The 19224-nt window shown below is 50.0% G+C and carries 17 protein-coding genes and 1 other RNA gene; 3 read left to right on the top strand and 15 right to left on the bottom strand.

Annotated features, from left to right (window positions below):
* Positions 1-21: 21 nt before the first annotated feature.
* Genes GKC03_06075 through GKC03_06060 form a run of 4 tightly spaced genes read right to left on the bottom strand, consistent with a single transcriptional unit; the run spans position 22 to position 3880 of the window.
* Complete coding sequence (locus tag GKC03_06075; protein NYT12106.1) at positions 22-1119, bottom strand: hypothetical protein; 1098 nt, start codon at positions 1117-1119, stop codon at positions 22-24.
* Entirely contained in the window at positions 1077-2096 is a 1020-nt protein-coding gene (locus tag GKC03_06070) for an ABC transporter substrate-binding protein (protein ID NYT12105.1), read from the bottom strand. Before GKC03_06070 ends, GKC03_06075 begins: the two co-directional genes overlap by 43 nt.
* On the bottom strand, positions 2093-2959 hold the full coding sequence (locus GKC03_06065; protein NYT12104.1) for an ABC transporter ATP-binding protein: 867 nt from the start codon (positions 2957-2959) through the stop codon (positions 2093-2095). Before GKC03_06065 ends, GKC03_06070 begins: the two co-directional genes overlap by 4 nt.
* Positions 2960-2962: 3 nt before the next feature.
* The gene (locus tag GKC03_06060; GenBank protein NYT12103.1) at positions 2963-3880 is read right to left on the bottom strand and encodes an ABC transporter permease; all 918 of its coding nucleotides are present in this window, start codon (positions 3878-3880) and stop codon (positions 2963-2965) included.
* Between the two features lie 188 nt (positions 3881-4068).
* Here GKC03_06060 and ffs point away from each other — a divergent pair.
* An RNA gene (gene ffs, locus GKC03_06055) (signal recognition particle sRNA) lies at positions 4069-4379 on the top strand.
* A 44-nt stretch (positions 4380-4423) separates the two neighbouring features.
* On the opposite strand, the gene GKC03_06050 is transcribed toward ffs, so the two are convergent.
* Positions 4424-5422, bottom strand: a complete 999-nt coding sequence (locus tag GKC03_06050) for a methanogenesis marker 2 protein (GenBank protein ID NYT12102.1) — start codon at positions 5420-5422, stop codon at positions 4424-4426.
* Positions 5423-5540: 118 nt separating this feature from the next.
* The gene (locus tag GKC03_06045; protein NYT12101.1) at positions 5541-6095 is read right to left on the bottom strand and encodes a hypothetical protein; all 555 of its coding nucleotides are present in this window, start codon (positions 6093-6095) and stop codon (positions 5541-5543) included.
* Between the two features lie 211 nt (positions 6096-6306).
* Between GKC03_06045 and nrdD the strand changes: the two genes are divergently transcribed.
* The gene (nrdD, locus tag GKC03_06040) at positions 6307-8412 is read left to right on the top strand and encodes an anaerobic ribonucleoside-triphosphate reductase (GenBank protein ID NYT12100.1); all 2106 of its coding nucleotides are present in this window, start codon (positions 6307-6309) and stop codon (positions 8410-8412) included.
* A 223-nt stretch (positions 8413-8635) separates the two neighbouring features.
* Complete coding sequence (locus GKC03_06035; protein NYT12099.1) at positions 8636-8776, top strand: hypothetical protein; 141 nt, start codon at positions 8636-8638, stop codon at positions 8774-8776.
* 17 nt (positions 8777-8793) lie between these two features.
* On the opposite strand, the gene GKC03_06030 is transcribed toward GKC03_06035, so the two are convergent.
* From GKC03_06030 to GKC03_05990, 9 genes are all read right to left on the bottom strand, one after another.
* Positions 8794-10401 (bottom strand): peptidase M50, encoded by a 1608-nt coding sequence (locus tag GKC03_06030; protein NYT12098.1) that lies wholly within the window; start codon positions 10399-10401, stop codon positions 8794-8796.
* 72 nt (positions 10402-10473) lie between these two features.
* A complete protein-coding gene (locus GKC03_06025) occupies positions 10474-10836 on the bottom strand; it encodes a hypothetical protein (GenBank protein ID NYT12097.1) in 363 nt (120 codons plus the stop codon).
* Between the two features lie 75 nt (positions 10837-10911).
* Complete coding sequence (locus tag GKC03_06020) at positions 10912-11616, bottom strand: DUF1614 domain-containing protein (GenBank protein ID NYT12096.1); 705 nt, start codon at positions 11614-11616, stop codon at positions 10912-10914.
* 24 nt (positions 11617-11640) lie between these two features.
* Positions 11641-11955, bottom strand: coding sequence for a hypothetical protein (locus GKC03_06015; GenBank protein NYT12095.1), 315 nt, complete (start codon positions 11953-11955; stop codon positions 11641-11643).
* A 7-nt stretch (positions 11956-11962) separates the two neighbouring features.
* A complete protein-coding gene (locus GKC03_06010; protein ID NYT12094.1) occupies positions 11963-13039 on the bottom strand; it encodes an ATP-binding cassette domain-containing protein in 1077 nt (358 codons plus the stop codon).
* Positions 13039-14550, bottom strand: a complete 1512-nt coding sequence (locus GKC03_06005) for an ABC transporter ATP-binding protein (protein ID NYT12093.1) — start codon at positions 14548-14550, stop codon at positions 13039-13041. Before GKC03_06005 ends, GKC03_06010 begins: the two co-directional genes overlap by 1 nt.
* Before the next feature lies 1 nt (position 14551).
* A complete protein-coding gene (locus GKC03_06000) occupies positions 14552-15487 on the bottom strand; it encodes an ABC transporter permease (protein NYT12092.1) in 936 nt (311 codons plus the stop codon).
* Between the two features lie 122 nt (positions 15488-15609).
* Entirely contained in the window at positions 15610-16629 is a 1020-nt protein-coding gene (locus GKC03_05995) for an ABC transporter permease (protein NYT12091.1), read from the bottom strand.
* Between the two features lie 201 nt (positions 16630-16830).
* Positions 16831-19176 (bottom strand): PKD domain-containing protein, encoded by a 2346-nt coding sequence (locus GKC03_05990; protein NYT12090.1) that lies wholly within the window; start codon positions 19174-19176, stop codon positions 16831-16833.
* Between the last annotated feature and the right edge of the window lie 48 nt (positions 19177-19224).

Below are 19224 nucleotides of genomic sequence, written 5' to 3'. Positions count from 1 at the left end.
GAAGATAGCGGTTTGAAATGTTCACGATAAAGGATACCTTCCGTACTTCCTGCAGGAATTGACCATAGCCTGCAAGTGCTCGATGGGCAAGCCCCTATGGAGCGATCCTGAGCACATGAACACGTATCTTCCTCCAGGAGCGCACGAATCCATGAAACGTCTGACATCCTCCTCTATCCTTGAAGAGGGACCAAGTAGCAATGTGGTAAACGCATCCACACCTCCCAGTATGCAGGTGCGCGATCCCCATCTCTTCTTCGCTGCGGGGAGGTCGTTCCTCTCGGCGAACTGGAATCCCGATATGCCGGTCGACATCGCCTCATCGACCAGAGGGGCGAAATCTCCTTGGAATACCCCGTGAGGATGAAAGATGGTCTTCAGACCGACCTTCGCCGCCTCTTTCACGATTCTCTCTAATGGTCTCAGGGAAAACCGTTGAAACACCTCTGCACCGAAAAGATCTGGATTGTCGGTTGCGGATGCTAGGAAGACGAAAGGGGCGGCCCCCTTCTCAGCCGCACCCCTTATGAAATCCAAGGCCATCTCGGTCGAGAAATCGATGAGCCTTTCCACGAGTTCGGGTCGGGTCACCAGATCCAAAGATAGATTGTCGATTCCTCGGAGCAGGCCCGCCTTGGTCATTGGCCCTTCAACGTTGGGAATCACAGCAACCCTTCCCCCGATCTCACTGCATACCCGATCGTAGGACTCCATTATCGAGCACAATGGCTCATCACGATTCACATCGGGGACCTGGGCGGAATCGATTCTCTCGAAATTCTCGAAAGGATGTCCCGTCACAGAGGGTATTCCCCACTCTGGAAAATTCAATTCGCCTCCCAGCGCGGGGAGCTCCATGCCCATGTAGTGAATGGCACCCACAACCGCATCATGTCCGATCATCCCCTGGAGGGCTATCACAGATCTGGAAGCTTTTTCCGCATCGTATCCATCGCCACAGACCTCAGATGTGGTGAAAGGCACGACATCGAGCGAGAGCGTCAGGTCCCGGGGGAAAACGGGGACAATGTCTGGAATCTCACCTTTCAAGGTGGACTCTATCCTTTCCAGTGAGGTCATTCGATGATGCATGTCGCAGTCTCCACGGGGTCGCAGCACCCTCCCACTCCAAGGAAGCGTCTGTCCACGAGATCATCCAATGGAGGGATCTCCTGTATCTTTCCATACTCTACCAGGAAGGATGCGGTCAGCTCCATGCTGTCCTGGTCGGTCTGGTTGAAATCCATTTCGTAGAATAGCGGTTCCATGCAGCGGAGCTGATCTTCGGCGCAGAGGCCTGTCAGGTTGCAGCAGATCGAGGCCGAATATTCTCTGTCCTGGTTGATGATGTCCACCGCCATTCCTATGGCATTCATGACCGACTGCAGTTCCGAGCTCCTGGTATCGATAACGGTCTTGGTGGTAACCAGCACCAATGGGAACGTATTTCCCAACCCGCTGGAATTGCCGATCTCGTGTACCTGGTCTCCACAAGTGTTCTCCACGTTCGTTGGCCATGGCTCGCTCCCCGCCATGGCGTCGATCTGCCTCGTGGCTATGGCCTGAGGCATGTCGGTGGGGGAAAGGGGAACCAGATTGACCTCTGAGAGGTTCAGGTCTTCAGAGTCGGCCCAGCTAAGGAAGGCCCCGTGCGTGCTCGAACCGAACTGGATGCCAACACTCTTTCCTATAAGCTCCTGAGGAGTCGTGATATCGTTCCATCCCACAATCCTGTGCATACCCTCCCCACCGCCGTATCTTCCGACTATCCTCATCTCTGAATTCTGGGATAGAAGAAGCAATGCCGGTGAATCACCCATCGCGGCCAAATCCACTGCTCCGGTGGCAAGTGCCTCTGCCGCTTGTATTCCGCCAGTCACCGTGTAAGTTGTGACCTTAACACCCTCTTCGGAGTACAGGTCCAACTCGTTGGCGATTATGAGTGGCTCATAGTCCACCTTGTTGGAGTATGCTATCCTAAGACTCTCGTCCGCCGACCCATTTAGGGCGAGGGCGGCAACCCCGACCGAAGCCGCCACCACAACTATGACGACCAGCATCACTAGCTTACCGTTCTTCATTTCCATACAGTTCATCTCCTCATCTTCAACTTCTCAATTGAATGTTCAGCCAGTTTGTCCCTCAATGAGGAACATTCTGTCTCGATTTCTACAGGGATCTGTCCATGGTTCTGTTCACCATTCTCGGGATGATAGACGCCCGTGAGTCTGGCGGAGATCTCCCGCTTGAGCTCGCACATGCAGGGAGACATCGGATCCCGGGGCCTTTCCCTCCGCACGATCCACTCGGCCTCTACCTCACCCGGCCTTGTGGACATCAGGACGATCCTGTCCGCCAGGAGGACGGCCTCCTCTAGGTTGTGGGTGATGAAAATCACCGTTTTCTTCTCCTTCTTCCAGATGCTGAGGAGCTCCCTATCCATTCGGCGTCGTGTCTCTTCATCCAAACTGCCAAAGGGCTCATCCATGAGAAGAAGGTCAGGTTCAAGGGCCAGGGTGCGTGCCACAGCGACTTTCTGCATCATGCCTCCCGAAAGCTCGCATGGTCTCGCATCCTTGAAATCGGACAATCCCACAAGCTCCAGGTAGTGGAGGGCTGTTTTCCTCCTGACCGAAGGGGAAATTCCGTTGGATACCAGGCCGAACTCTATGTTCTCCATCACGGACATCCAGGGGAAGAGGGAGTGGTCTTGGAATACCACTGCTCTTCTCGGCGATGGTCCTGTAACCACCTCCCCCTCGTGAAGGATCCTACCCCGGGTTGGTCGGTCGAATCCTGCTATCATGTTGATGAGGGTGCTCTTGCCACAGCCACTGGGTCCAATGATGACCAGGAACTCGTTCCTAGCCACGGACAGGTGGATATCCCTGAGAGCGATAACTCCCCGACCTTTTCGCCGGTCGTGGAAAACCTTGGAAACCCCGCCGATCTCTAGCATTCTCTATCCCTCCTCCGTCAAGCCCATTCTCTGCCTGATCTTGTCCTCCAGCACAACGAAGAGTAGTTTCTCGATGACCAGGCCGATCATACATATTATCACGATGCAAACGAAGGCGGCCTCGAAGTCAAGGGACCAACGGGACTGGAATATTGAGTATCCTAGTCCGATCGCGACACCCACCACCATCTCCGCGGCGATGAGAACCCTCCACCCGTTCGCCAGCCCTATCCTCAATCCGTTTATGACCGACATTGCGGAGGCGGGAAGAAGAACGTGGAAGAATATCCGCGACCGGCTTGCTCCGGTCATCTGAGCCGCCTTTACGAGGTTTGGAGGGACCGCCCTTATTCCGCTGGAAGTACTAATGGCGATGGGAGGAAGGGCGGTCATGAATATCATGAATATCGTGGAGATATTTCCCAGGCCAAAGATCAGCATGGCTATGGGGACCCAAGCAAGCCCCGGTATCATTTGGAATATGTATATGGGTATTATGCCAACGTCGTGGGTTCTCCTGGAAACTCCTAGAGATATGCCCATGACGATCCCGAAAAAGACCGCCAGCGCATAACCGGCAGCCCATCGGGCCAAGCTAGCGCTCACATGGCTGTAAACGGTCACACCATATAGTTTCTGTCCACCCAGAAGGTCAACGAGTCTGGAAAGGGTCTCAGCCGGTGTCGGGAAAAGTGTAAGCCCCTTCCACAAATTGACCAGTTCAGCCACTAGGTACCAGATCACTAGAAGCAGGAGAACTCCGAGAACGATATTGAGGAGGTGGTTACGAATTCCAAACCACAGATCCTTCCTGTAGAAGAATATGGCATCTCCCTCTTTCAAGGCGTCCTGAGTGGCCTTCCCCCTATCCTTGTCTGTTCCTCCCTCTTTCTCATCGGACGTAAAGGGACCTAGGCGCATGTTAATCCCCAACTCAAAGATTAAGCTTCAAACATTATTATTAGAGTTTAATCTTAATTAATCGGAACTTGAATACAATACATATTCTTTTCTATCAATCCCGCAATATGCTGGAAGTAACACTGTGAAACCCGCTTGAGGGTGGACCCAGGTTAATTATAAATAGCTCCTAACCTTACTTCGGAGTTTGCTAGGCTTGACCGGGGCGTTCGGCGTGCCCTTCTACATCGAAATCGTCGATAGCGAGGGTGACAGCAGTGGACGTCGTAACCGGAGCGTTGAAGACCCGATCAACAACTATGAAGCCCTGTCCTTCGGGGCCAGTGGCGGCATCGCGATGCAGCCGGAGGGCGGCATTCCTTGCTCTAATCATGGGGAACGGGCCAGGCCCTGACGGGAGCAGTCCAACCGTGGACTACTGACGCTCGAAGGGGTGCGGGGTTGAGAAGTCGATCGAACAATCTTCCTCGGACCGGCCGGCAACCGCTGTGGCCTAGCACCTTCTCCTCTCTTCAATTCAACAATGCTAGAATTATGAATCGATCAGAACCTGTGGTTCATACCGGCCATTGTAGAGGGTTTGCACCCTGTTATGATATCACTGTTAAAGTCGAAGAGAACGTCTTCCTTTCCACCGGAGGTGAGCACGAGTTTGTTGGAATCGTCGATGCTTCCTACCACCGATGCCGTCACCTCGACTCTCTTGAACATATCGATGACCTCCTCCGAGTTCTGGGGCGGGCAAGTGACCACGAACCCACAGCCCTGGTAGGCCATTATCCACTGAATGAAATCCGTATTGTCGGGCCGGGGGATGAGATCTACATCCACAGTCCCTCCCTTGGCACTGGTCTCGAGGAGCATACCCAATGTTCCTATGGATCCAGGATTGCTCATATCCTTTCCTGAATTGACCAAACCCTTGCTGGAGATCTCGTTCATAATCATCACCTGCGCCCTCACCAGCTGGTTGTCTTTCATGGTGGTGGTGTCCCAAGCATAAGGAAGGGCATCTGGATAGAAACCATCGAGATCCATGGCGAATATGATGTCGTCACCGACCTTGGCCGTATGACTATAGATCACCTCGTCTTTTTTAGCCGTGCCCAGTATGGCGATATCGATGGCGTGGTATTCGCAGTCAGGATGGGTATGTCCCCCAACTATGGGGACTCCAAATTTCTTGACCGCTATCTCCACTCCTCTCATTACCTGAGCACATATCTTGAGGTCCTTCATAGAGATTATATCGACCATGGCGATTGGTATTCCGCCCATTGCCGAAATATCATTGATATTGACCAGAACCGAATAGTAACCTGCATAGTAGGGGCTGGCCTTCATGAGGGGCTCCATTATGCCATCTGCGGCCAGAAGTAGAACAGAGTCTCCGTATTCCAGCACGGCGCAATCTTCACCGCAGGATGCCAGGACCTTGTTGTGGCCAATTGATGGAATGAAGTGCATGACTTCAGAAATGCTCCTCTTCCGTGTAACCCCTGGATGATTCCGGATAGCCTGAGCAAGGGCCTTTAGGTCCATGGCCACGAGTATGGACTTTAAAGATAAATAGATTCTTGAAAATTGACAATTGGCTTTCGTCCATTTGGCTCCTTTATCTGCTAATCGTGAACATACTCAATCTCAAATGACTAAGGAATCATAAGCTGAGTTTTGTCTGCTTGATCTCTTTGACCAGATGTGAGAGCCCGTAATCATCACTGATAATGGATTCCAAGATCTCCAGGTGGATCTCGTGAAATTCCCTCTGGGGCATGAAAGCCCTGTTGCTGTTCGCAATCTTAAACCCCGAGGACATCAGAAACTTCTTGGCTTCTTGTCTCTCTTCCTGAGTGGCAATTCTACCAATGGGTTCATCCCTGATCCCCGTTCTCTTGAACTCCTCTTCAAAGATTGCCCTGCCGAAGAGCTTGCTGAGGCAGAATAATGAGATTTCATTGGTTTCCTCGGAGGATGCACCTCTCTCCAAGGCTCTTTCTCCCACAATCTCATAGATGTCCTTCCTCCTGACCTTTGCTGGCAAATATATTTTGGCGGGTGGAACATCTCTCTCCTTCAGTATCTTCATGTCTGCAAGGGCTCGCAGATAACCTGTGAGTATGAGGCGATGGAACTTGTATCCGTTTTTCTCCAATTCTTTGGACAGAGCGCTGATTGATTTTCCATCTTTCTTTAGTAGTTCGAAGATTATCACGTTGAGTTCCTTCTCTGGATGGAACGCTTGATCACCAATATGGTAACAATATTGGTAACTAATAAGCCTTTCTCGTGGTGATAACGGGGTTTATTTGTTACCTCATTGGTATCCTAACTGGATTCAAAAATAGCTTTATTTAAAGAGAGGAATAGCAAAATTTACTCTACGGCGGGGATGCGCTTGGATCCCGTTTTGGGAAGTGGACAGAATGAAAGCAGCAGAGCATATGCACGATCATAAAGAATTACATTCCGATGATAAGGAATCTACCGAATTGTCCTTATTCGTCAGGACATCAGATGAAGAGATCAAGAAATGGGACAAATCGAGGATATACGACGCTTTGGTACGTGAGACAGACATCAGTCTGGATGCTGCCCGAATCGTTGCGACCGAGGTCGAGAAACTAATCGCGGAACTTGATCTTGATATCGTTACAGCACCTTTGATCAGAGAGCTGACAAACGCCAAGCTCGTTGAGTATAGCTTGGCAGGGATCAGGAAGCAGCACACCCGGCTTGGTGTTCCACTGTACGATGCCCGTCAGATCATCATGTGTCCAAACAAGGAGAATGCCAATGTTCCACATGGGCCAGAGGCTACTAATCTCACACTCTCTGAGAGGATAAAGAAGGAATTTGCTCTGCTAGAGGTATTCAGTCAGGAGATGGCAGATGCTCACATGAGGGGGGACATACATCTGCATGACTTGGGTATGGTCGACCGTCCTTACTGTAGCGGTCAATCGATAGAGTACGTGAAGAAGTTCGGGTTAAATCTACCCAATGCCATCTCTATTGCGAAGCCAGCAAAGCACCCAGAGGTGCTTATCGAACAGATAATAAAGTTCTCGGCAGCACTGCAGGGGCATTTCGCAGGGGCCATAGGATGGGATGCGTTTAACATCTTTCTTGCACCATACCTGGAGGGCATTGATTACTCCAGGATGAAACAGCTTGCCCAGATCCTCGTTTTCGAATTTGCCCAGCAAGCGGTAGCCAGAGGAGGTCAATCGATCTTCAGCGATCTGAATCTCTACTGGGAGATACCGGATCATTTCGTGGGAGTGCCTGCAATAGGCCCAAAGGGAGAATTCACGGGACAGAACTATGAGGATTATCTCGATGAGAGTCAGAGATTCATCGATGCTCTATTCGATGTATATATGGAGGGGGACGCTTTGGGGAGACCATTCTTCTTCCCCAAGCCCAATGTCCATATGACGGAGAAATTCTTCCGTACAGAAGGCAGCGATCAGTTCCTGGAGAAGATATCCCAGGTTGCAGCGGAAAAGGGCAATACATATTTTGTTTTTGACCGTGGAGATACCGCGAAGATAAGTGAGTGTTGCAGATTGACGTTCAAGCTCGACAGGAGCGACCTCGAGGATGCCAAGACTCCTTGGAAGATGCGATACTCCGCGATGCAGAACGTCACCTTGAATCTTCCCAGGATAGCATACGAGGCGCATCAGGACGATACCAGGCTCAATGAGCTCATCCGGGAACGGATGGAAATGGTGGCGAAAGCACATGTTCAGAAGAAGGAGTTCATTGCTCAGCTCCTGGATATGGGAAAGATGGGCCCCCTGTCACTGCTAACCATGAATCTCGATGGTGAGCCATATTATAGACTGGACAAAGCCTCTTTCTTGGTAGGAATGGTCGGACTCAACGAATTGGTCCAATATCATACCGGAGAGGAACTGCACGAGTCCAAGGACGCACTGAAGTATGGTCTGAGGGTAATAGCCTCAATGAAGAAGGAGGCCGAGAGCATCGGTGAGGAGTACGGTATACGAATGCCGTTGGAGCAGACCCCCGCCGAGAGTACGGCATACCGCTTTGCCAAATTGGATATGAAGTACTTCCCATTGCAGGCCCCCACCGCGATAAGGGGGAACAGGACCACAGGGGAGATCTACTACACAAACTCCACCTACCTGAATGTGGGATCGAACATAGGTGCGATCGAGAGGGTCAAGATGGAGGGACTGTACCACCCGCTGATAGAGGCTGGTGCGCTGACACACGTCTGGCTTGGTGAGTCGAAACCACCGGCAGAGAGTATCGCTGCCTTTGTCAAGAAGACATTCCATAACACTCAGAATACTCAGATCGCTTTTAGCCCCGAGTTTACCTCCTGCCTTAGCTGCGGGCAAACTGTGAGAGGACTCCACGATACGTGCCCTAAATGCCAATCGCCCAATGTGGAAGGCATAACCCGTGTGACTGGATTCTTCTCGAAGATCAGCAGCTGGAACAAAGGAAAGCTAGGAGAACTTAAGGAAAGGCATCGTTCAGCCCTCAACTAAACCCCTTCCCCTTCTTCTTTTTCAATTCGAGCATGCAAGACTCATTCCCTTGATATGATAAAGAAAGTTGAAATACGATCTATCTTGATGATAGAGATTGAAGCAGGGCGATTACTTGACTAAAGTGAGGATCGGTGAACATCGATATATCAATGTCAGCCGTAGAAGCCTATGTGACAACTGCGAGGCCACCCTCTGTAATCGAAATCGCCGTGGAAGGGTAATGGATTGCGATGATTTCCGCCCAGTATTCTTAGCATTCAAGAAATGCTCCAGGTGTGAGAAGGTCTTCGACGTGTTCTCCAATATCAGCTCGCTCGACCAAGAACTCTGCCCGGATTGCAACAAGAACAAGAGTCCATGATTTCTTCGACTTATGGATCACAATATTCGCGGGCCTATCAACTGCCATATGATCAAGAATAGCACGACCATTGCCAATGCCAGAGTTATACTGCCAACGTATCTCTCGATGTCCTCCTGGGATGCACTCTTCTTCAATCTCCTGATAATGGAATCGATTCCATCGCGGAAGAGATAGCCACCATCTAGGGGAACTGCAGGGAGGACATTCGTCATTCCAACCATGAGGTTGATCCAGAATATCCAATAGAAAGAGTTCGCAAGTATCCAGAAGAGATCAACCGGAAGAGCTCCAAGGGCTCCGGTCACATCGAATAAGTCTGTGATAGGCGATTGAACGGGAGCCAATCCTCTGAATGGAAGGGCAATGTAGATGATGAATCCACTGAACAGATCCCCAGCTGAGGTTGCCCCCTCTAAGGGATTGGAAAGCACTGTGAGCAGAGCTTCCGGAGTGGTGGTACCCACCCCGAGGAAAGCGCTGTTCACACCTAAGAACCCCTTATCCGGTTCATCGCCTGGGTCCACCCCAATGCTCCTCAGATAATCATTTCTGCTGGTCAGGGTCACTTGATGAATGCTGGCTACAGGCAGGTAGCTCTGGGTCGTATCATTCCAGGACATCACAGTGACATTGACGGTCTGCTGAGGGTGGGTTCTTGACATCGTCTCTGTAAAATCATCAGGATTGTACAGCACTGTGTCATTGATCGATTGCAATATCATTCCTGTTTTCATTCCCGCATCCGCGGCGGGAAGACCCTTTGATGAAGAGGTGATGGTCACACCTGAATAGAACAGACTATTGAACTCCTGACTCTTGAAGAAATACTTGACCGAAACCAGATCACCTGGATATGGAGCATCGATGTCGTTCAGATCATCTGGATCGACCACAACGGTCCCACCGATCTCCACTATCTGTGAACCGAACTCCAGATCTCCATGGGATGCCGGACTGTCACCGGCCACCGTCACCACCACGGGGCCGTCCCTGACCGGTGCCACCGAGGAGAGAAATACCGTCGAGAACAGGAAGGCGCAGAACACCGCAACAATGATGTTCATGGATGCTCCCACCGCGAAGACATTCATTCTCTTGCGTTTGGTGGTCTTCGTTAGCTCGTCCTCATCAGGTTCTACGAAAGCTCCCATAGGGAATATGAAGAATATCAGTCCCAGCGTCTTGAGCTTGAGGTCACCCACCCTAGTCAGTATACCATGGGCGAATTCATGAAACACGATTGCTACGATTAAACCCAGTATACCATACCAGATGGGTATCAAGGGATTGATACCTGGAATTCCTATGATCATCTCTGGCGTAGGGGCGCTTTCGGCCGGAATGTTGGTTACTAAGGTGGCCTCCCATATGAGCAGGCCCATGATGAAGATCATTACGAGAAGGCAGAGGACCTTTGAGAAAGCCGCGAAAACAAGCCAGAATCGGCGCGGTTTGGCCAGCTTATCGATGAAATTCTTACCTTTTTCTGTCTTCCACATCAGAAATGGACCCCAGTTGGACAGCCCTACCTTCTCCAAGGTCCCTTTCTTCTTCAGACCGTAGACCATCGCGGTCCATCCAAGGATGACGATAAGTGCTATCAGGTAGGGAGTAAGGTCCATCGAATTCCTCGAGTCTCGCTTAACGGGAAGGCACTATTAAAAGGGTTGCCAGGTGATCTGACTGGTAATAAGTCAGCTCCTGTCCCAGGCCTCCTCCGATATATCATCATAGACGGCAGAGAAATCGTCCTTCTTCTCCTCTGGCTTTTCCTCTATCCTGGCCATTCGGAGGATCTGTTCTCTCTTCAGTATCCAATAATGGATTCTCCAGAGCTTTCCTTTCTTGAGGTGAACCTCTTCTTGAGTGGTTGTGAGGAAACCCTCCTCTTCCAGCATGTAGAAAACATCTCGATCCTCGGAGGTGAGTCGGTTATCGATCACTTCATCTGTGTAACCGAAGAACGAAAGCAGGTACTCAGCGAGCTTCTCGATATCTTCATCTGCCATACCCTTCTTTCCTAGCGTGTTCTTCAACGCTAGAACTACGTCCTCCATGCTTACAACCGTCACCCTCTCTCCCGCCACCGAAATGACATTTCCAGTAGATTAAAATGTTGCAAGAATACCAGTCTACGAAGCGATATCGCTCTCGCTCTTCGAATCCAAGAAACGTCTCAATGCAGGGACGCCCGCTTGCACGCACCATAAGATCGAAAGTGCTACCACTCCTGTGAGGAAGATGAAGTCCAGTATGCCTCCTGCTCCCATTATCAACATAGTGCCTCCCGAATCAAGCATTTCTGGTAAATGGAGGAGATCCCCACCTACGAGCATGCCAAGGCAGCCAGAGGCGAAGGCTATCGCCCCACCCCTGATTAAAACGGTCTCTGGGTCCATGTTTCTGGTAAAGAAGAAACCACACGCGGCCGCAACACCCGCGGGTATCAGCCAGAACGGGAAGAATATGTAAGCTCCACCATCCACGATCTGTGTCAATGGAAAACCAACAATGGCCACTAGCCCTATAGATATCAAGGCGGCTGCGAGATCTAACCGACGGGTGATCATAAGGAAAATTACAATCCCAGTTGGTATGAACACCCCTGTCACATTCAAGCTGATGGATATGGGCTCCTCCGTGATGCCCAGGTTAAGGAAGGAGAGCGCCACCATTGCGAGGACGGCAAGTATTGCATAGAAGATAATCTCGTCCCAGTCATCCCTTTCGGTGTAGTCCACCAGGGATAGTTGGAAAACACCCATGACTGCCGCCAGCATGATGAGTACAATTATGACGGCAGTAATTAATATGACCAGTGTGACACTAGCTGCCATCAAAAAGAGCTAAGAGATGCCCAGCTATATTAATCTTCTATCTCCAAAAAGAAAATCGAGGCCACCCCAGAGGCGGTGGAAGAGGTATATCTCCAACATGACCAATATCAGCACCACGATCAAAGGAACAAAGTAGATCCATGATCCAGAAAGATATCGTGATACCTCAAGGGCCAGGAAAAGATCTACGATCATGCAGAGGAGACCATACCACCACTTGGCGTAGGACTCCTTGAACCACTTGTTCCAACCCTCATCCCTGAATTTCTTGGGGATATCCTCATCAGAAGGTTCCGTTGCGGAGACTCTCTCAACCTTTATCTGTCTCTTCCTGGCCATGCCCAGCTCACTTGACCATGTGGCATGCCACGTAGTGGTCCTTGGCGATCTCCCGTAGTAAGGGTTCCTCTCTCTCGCAAACCGCTTCACGGAACTTGCATCTGGTGTGGAACCTGCAACCAGAAGGTGGGTTGGCAGGGCTTGGTACATCCCCGCTCAGCACAATGCGTTCCTTTGAGTAGGTCGGATCTGGAACGGGGAGGACAGAAAGTAACGCCTTGGTGTAAGGATGTTTGGGATTGTCGAAGATGCCATCTTTCGGTGCCGATTCCACCACCTTTCCCAGGTACATGACGTTAATGCGGTCACACATGTACCTGATAGTGCTCAGGTCATGTGAGATGAAGAGGTATGTGAGATCGAACTCATTCTGAAGATCGTTTAGGAGGTTCAATATCTGAGCCTGAACAGAAACGTCCAAGGCTGATGTGGGCTCGTCCAAAACAATGAACTCCGGGTTGAGCGCGAGTGCCCTAGCCACTCCGATCCTCTGTCTCTGGCCTCCTGAGAATTCGTGCGGATAACGATACAGGTGCTCGGGATTAAGTCCAACTCTCTCCAGCATCGATGTCACCCTATTTCGAAGCTCCTCTCCCTTTGAGATGCCGTGGACAAGCAGGGGTTCCCCGATGACATCTTTAATCAGCATTCTCGGATTAAGTGATGAGAAAGGGTCCTGGAACACGATCTGCATCTCCTTGCGTAGCATTCTGAGAGTCTCGGAATCCTTCTTGTCAAGTGCGTACTTCTCTTGGATTTCCAGGATCTCGTCCCACTCGCCAGTCTTGCTATCGATCTCCCGACCATTCAATTCCTTTTCCAATTCAATAAGCCTTTTTCGATCCTCTTCTGGCATCTTCCAGTAAATGTGACCAGCAGTAGGTGGAGTAAGTTGCAGCATTGTCCTACCTGCGGTTGTCTTGCCGCAACCGCTCTCACCGACGAGGCCAAGTGTCTCACCCTTACGTATCGGGAAGGTCACACCATCCACAGCTTTGACACTGCCAATTGATTTCTTGAACAATCCTCCCCTGATCGGGAAGTATTTCTTCATGTCCCTCGCTTCGATGAGAATGTCTTCCATCAACTTCCCTCCGAATAAAGATGACAGGATACGAAGTGATTGGGTTTGACCTCGATCAGTGGCGGTTTCACTTTCCTGCACACTCCCATGGCGAAGGGGCAGCGGGGGTTGAACCTGCAGCCTAGGGGCGGGCGAACAAGGTTTGGCACATTGCCCTCGATGATCTCCAGTCTGCTCAATTCCTCAGTCAATTTTGGGATTGAGTTCATGAGTCCCTGGGTGTAGGGATGCAAAGGTTCTTTGAATATCTCTATCACGGATCCGATCTCTGCCATGTTGCCTGCGTACATCACTCCCACACGTTGACATGTCTCTGCCACAACGCCGAGGTTGTGAGTTATTAGGAGAATGGAGGTCCCCATGTCCTCCTGGAGTTCGTTCATGAGTTTGAGGATCTGAGCCTGGATGGTAACGTCCAGGGCTGTGGTGGGTTCATCAGCTATGAGCATTCGTGGCTTGCACGCCAAGGCCATAGCGATCGTGACCCTTTGTTGCATCCCACCACTCAACTCGTGTGGATATGATGTTAGAACATTGGAAGGGTCCGGGATCCTGACCAGCTCTAGCATGGTCTTTGCGCGATCTCGTGCCTCCTGCTTGATAATCTTCTCGAACCTGTTCGCAATAGGAATCTTCGATTTGATTCTTAACCAGGTGTTATTTGGATTCTTGCCCAGATTGACGCAATCCTTGCGATATGAGCGCAGTATGAGGATCTTGAAGGCTTTGAACGATTCTGAGTAAAAAAGTGATCCGCAGTTGGAACAGGATTCGTCCTCAGCATTCACGATGTTCTTGCAGTGAGAACATTGCAGATCTCCTGATCCAGTCTTGACCTTCTTGGCCTGGGAGGTTCTCAGCTCTTTGATTCTGCGATCGATCAGATCAACGGCAGAGGTGGCCACATCCTTCCTTTCATGGAGGAGGATGTTCTCCGCGATCTGGTCTCCCGCCGTGAAGGTGGGATTCAGTGATGACATGGGTTCCTGGAAGATCATTGAGATGTACTTTCCTCGAATCTTCCTGATATGTTTCTCACTCGCCTTGAGGAGATCATAAGGAGTCCTTAGTTTCTGAAGCTCATTGAAAACATCTATGTAATCCCGCGAGTTGGAATCCATGGCACCGTATATCTGGCGTTTCTTATCCTTTGAAATCTTCTTTCCGTTACCGTAGAAGTAGTTCTGGATCGTTCCGACATCCGCTTCAGAGAGCCCTTTTCTTATCTCGGACAGCCTACTTTCGAGCGAGAGCATCTCCATGCGCTTTTCATTAGGCATGGCGAAATATATGGACCCCTTCTCTATCTTGCCAGGCGGTGAAGGAATTAGTCTAAGGATACAGTTGGCCGTTACACTTTTCCCGCATCCAGTCTCACCAACAAGGCCGAATGTCTCTCCTTTCCTGATCTGTAGATTAATGCCATCCAGCGCCTTTACCACGCCTTGGTAGGTGTAGAAATTGGTGTAAAGGTCCCTGATTTCAATCAAGACATCTTCATCCACCGTCATCTCACCTCCTCAGCCTGGGATCGAGTATATCCCTTAGACCGTCACCAAACAGATTGAATCCCATTACGAATAAGAATATGAATATTCCTGGGAAGACCCACATCCACCATGGATTATACGCCACCCCCTGATAGTAATGGGTGGTCAGGAAATACTGCTGACCGTCAGATATGAGCTTTCCCCATTCGGCCGTTCCTGCTGGTACGCCGAATCCGATGAAACTGAGTCCTGCGGCTACAAGCACCACGACACCCAAATCCATGGTAGCCGCCACCAGCATTGGGGCGAGTGAATTGGGTACTATATGGTTAAAGAGAATCCTGCTCCTTTTAGATCCGACTGCCTTAGCTGCTTCCACATATGTGTTTTCCCTGATCGAAAGGACCTGACCTCTGACCAATCTTGCATACGGTGGCCACCACACCACGATCAAGGCGAGCATGATGTTCTCCAATGATCTACTTAGAACGGCCGCAACTGCCATGGCCAAGATCAAGCCAGGGATGGAAAGGAACACATCCGTGACCCTCATAAGTAGTTCGTCGACTACCCCACCGAAATAGCCGGCTATCGCTCCCAAAACTATGCCAATGATGGCTGCTATGGTTACAACCAATAACGAAATGTAAATTGATGTCTGAGTGCCCCATATTACGCCGTAGTAGATATCGATGCCAAGCTTTCCCGACCCGAAGATCATAGTCCAGTTCGTTGGCGTGGTTCCCACCATTATGACGGTCTCGGCTCCGGGTGGTTTTGGGGTTTGCCAATCCCTTGGAATGTATGTAGGGTCATCGGCATGATACGGGGGCGCAAGCACTGGGGCCAAAATAGCAATGACAAAGAAAGCGATGACAATGACAAGCCCGACAATTGCCAGAGGGCTCTTTTTCATGAGGAATAAAGAGAATCTCCACTCTCTAAATCGAGGAGCCATATTCTTCTTTAACAGATCCCATTGTTTCGAAATTACACCTTTCTCCCTCGAACCCCTGGTGACATCATCGGATTGAGCCTCCGCCTCTGTTCTCTCTTCGTCGTGTTGATCCTTCAACGATATCACTCCAGTCTTACCCTCGGGTCAAGGTATGCATATAGTAAATCGACAATCAGATTCGCCAATACATAGACTATAGCTATCAGTATGGTGAATCCTAATATGGAATTCCAGTCGTTCTGTAGGAGCGCATCGACAGACCATCTCCCAAGTCCTGGCCAGTAAAATATAGATTCGGTGAGAACAGCCCCTGCTAATAGGCCTCCAAATGCAAGTCCGATTATAGTGGTCGTCGGGATTAATGCGTTCCTCCTTGCGTGTTTCTTGATGACTGTTTTATCAGGAAGTCCTTTCGATCTCGCGGTCTTAATATAGTCCTGTCCCAACACCTCTAGCATGCTAGATCTCATCATACGGGTGATTATTGCGATGGTGCCGAAGGCAAGCGTGATGGCAGGGAGGGCAAGATGCCAAGCCACGTCCGCGAAAAGATCCAATTTACCGTTTAGGAGGCTATCTATCAGATAGAAGTTGGTGTACTCGGTGAATCCTTCTAAGATGTATTGGTTGCTGATTCGTCCACCTGAGGGAAACCATCCCAGATGGAAGTAGAATATGAATTGAAGAATGATTGCCAAAACGAAAACGGGTAGTGATACCCCCGATAACGCCATGATACGGGTCGCATGGTCGATGGGTTTGTCTCTTCTAACAGCAGAAACCGTGCCCAAACTAATTCCCACCATGACAGCTATGACCATACTAACCATTGTTAGCTCGAAAGTTGCAGGAAAGAATTCTGCTATACTTTTAGTAACTGGTTGATTTGCATTGACTTTACTAATCCCCCAATTCCCTTGGACCATATTAACGAGCCAATACCAATACTGTACGAAGACAGGGTCATTGAGATGCATACTCTCTTTGATGGCCTCTACCGCATCGGGGCTCATCTTTTCCGTGATGTATGCTGCGGCAGGATTACCGGTTACACGAGTAAGAGTGAAAACGAGGATAGAGACGCCCAGAAGAACTGGGATGAGTAGTAACAACCTCCGTATGATGTATGTCCGCATCTTCAAGCCGTCACTCCCAGACCGGAAAAACACTATCATGCTATAAAAGGCTTTTTTCAAATTGTTTATACACGTTTTGGTACTATAAATATGATGGCCATATAATCTGCAAATCGTCCAGTTTTTTACTACGAAATCAGTCGTGGGAAAAATATCATATTATCTATTTAATATAAAAAAATAAGGAAAAAGAAAAAGGGGTTTTACCTACTTGCTCATGTCGTAGAAGATAAACTGAGAGAACATTGGGTTGAAGTAGTATCCAACCACCCAAGCACGCTCGACATGGAAGTTCGTTGGCTGAGCTGTCCAGACATAGTACGCGTTCTCGTAGACCGCCTGAGAGATTTCAGAGTACATCTCGGCCCTGAGGGTATCATTGAGCTCCATCGCAGCTTCCACGATCATTGCATCGAGGGTTGCATTGCTGAGGCTCAGGAAGTATGGGTACGCACCGTTACTGTGCAGGAATGGATTGACGTAGTCATCCGGATCCGCGTAGTCAGGTCCCCATCCAAGGAAGAACACTGGAAGAGCAAACCCATAGAGCGCGTCGAGGTATGTAGGCCAGTCAAGTGCCTGTACTTCAACGTTGATCTCTCCGGCAATCAGATTCGACACAATATCAAGACCATCCCTCAGCAGGAAGCATGCGGCTTCTCTCTCATCGTTGCCTGCATTGTAATACAGTCTGATAGTGAAACCATCTTCCCCATAGGTAGTCTTGTTCAGGAACTCAGCGGCCAATGAGAAGTCCGTGGTGTAGTTGGGAATACTCGAGTCGTAGCCGAACATTCCCAGAGGTATTGGACCATTGGGCTGTATAGCCGTATCCAACCAGACGTTTGCCAGGAAGCTCTCGAAGTCGAATGAATGTATGAACGCGTTACGGATATTCATATCCGCAAAGAAGTCCGCGGGTACATCTCCGACATCCAGATCCATAGACATATTCCAGTTGAATCCGAGGAAGTCCATGTTGAATGTTGGCAGCCCTTCGACGATCCTGAGATCAGGGTTATTGATCACGGATGGTCTTTGAACCCTTGGTACGTAGGCGAAGTCCGCGTCACCGGCAAGCAGCATCATGAGCCTGGTTCCAGTGTCCTGGACCTTCTTTATGATGACATACTTAACGGGAGCAGGCTCCCTCCAGTAGTCGTTGAACCTCTCCATCAGAATGTATTGGTTGGCCTCCCATGTCTTGAGCATGTAAGGTCCAGTACCGGCCTCGTTTCTGATCATCCACTCGTTCTGAGTGATCGGAATAACGCCACCATGATCTTCAACTGCCTCAGTGCAAACCACGGAACCGACGGTATACGCCATAACCTTCAGGAATCCGGGATATGGACTGATCAGGTGAATTGTAACTTCGAATGCATTAGTGGCATTGACTTCAACTGAGGCATTTATGAGATTCGGGTCAAGCACTTTGTTTGGACCGGGCCAGTCAGGGTACATGATCTGGGCGAGCATCCACCCAGGACCCTCGGGATCGTTCATTGTAAGGACTCTCTCGATGGAGTACTCCACGTCATAGCCGTCCATTGTGTAGGCTACACCAGTTGCATTGGTGTAGTGGAACTTCACACCTTGCCTCAAGGTGAACGTGTAGTTGAGACCGTCCTCAGAGATGCCGTTGCCCACTGTTGGGACAGCGGTAGCCAGCTGAGGCACAAGGTTTATGGTGCTCTCCCGGTCGTAATAGACCAGGTGCTCGTAGACGTTCTCCAGTATCTCACCACTAGCGGTGTCGTAGGCAACTGAAGGATCGAGAGTCTTCGCTTCCCCGATAGTAACCTCTACGAATAAGTCAGGGTTCTTGACAGCGCCGCCACCGGTCACATCGGCCGGTAGTATGACGATGGTGTGATAGTACCTCTGGACAGCATCGTGAATGCTGGTGACCCTCAGGTATGATGCGTAGACAACCCCATCACCGGTGTAAGTGTAAGAGGCAGTACCTGCCTCGGAATAGTTACCCGAGAAAGAGTTACCATTACCCCAGGACCAGAACATCTCTTCAATGTTGGCTACAGAGAAATCATCTCCGCTGTATGCCCTGGATGCATTTCCATCGAAGTCGATAGCAGTGTTGTTCTCAATTACTTGGGCAGAAGCTGCCGCAATCGCGAATGGCACTGTATCATTGGTGACATCTCCGGTTGTCTCAGGGTTCAGAATCTCAACGTAGAGGAGTGAGTTCCAGGTTGTATCTGACTTGTCCTTGTCATCTGTAACGGTCAGAATGATGATATACTTCCCTGGATAATCGTATGAGTGTTCGACGATTGACGCAACGCTCATGTTTCCAGAAGTCGTTACACCATCACCGAAGTTCCAGGAAAATTCAACAATGTCACCATCTGGATCTTCACTTTCCGTTCCATCGTAAGTTATTGTATCGCCAGGCATGGCCAAGACCGCACTTGCTGTTGCCACAGCAGTGGGTTTTTGGTTCTCCGCCTCACCTCCCATCAGAATCAGGGCTCCGGCTATCGCCGCCACAACAATAATAATGACGACAATGGCCGCGATGACCTTGGTCATCGAGCCTCCGCCGCCGCCCCGCTCTTCAGGAAGGGGTATTTCGCCTTC

Source organism: Methanomassiliicoccales archaeon (assembly GCA_013415695.1).
In the GTDB taxonomy this organism is placed as follows: Archaea; Thermoplasmatota; Thermoplasmata; order Methanomassiliicoccales; family JAAEEP01; genus JAAEEP01.
Note: the sequence above shows the minus strand (reverse complement) of the source record. Positions and strands in the feature narration are given on the sequence as shown.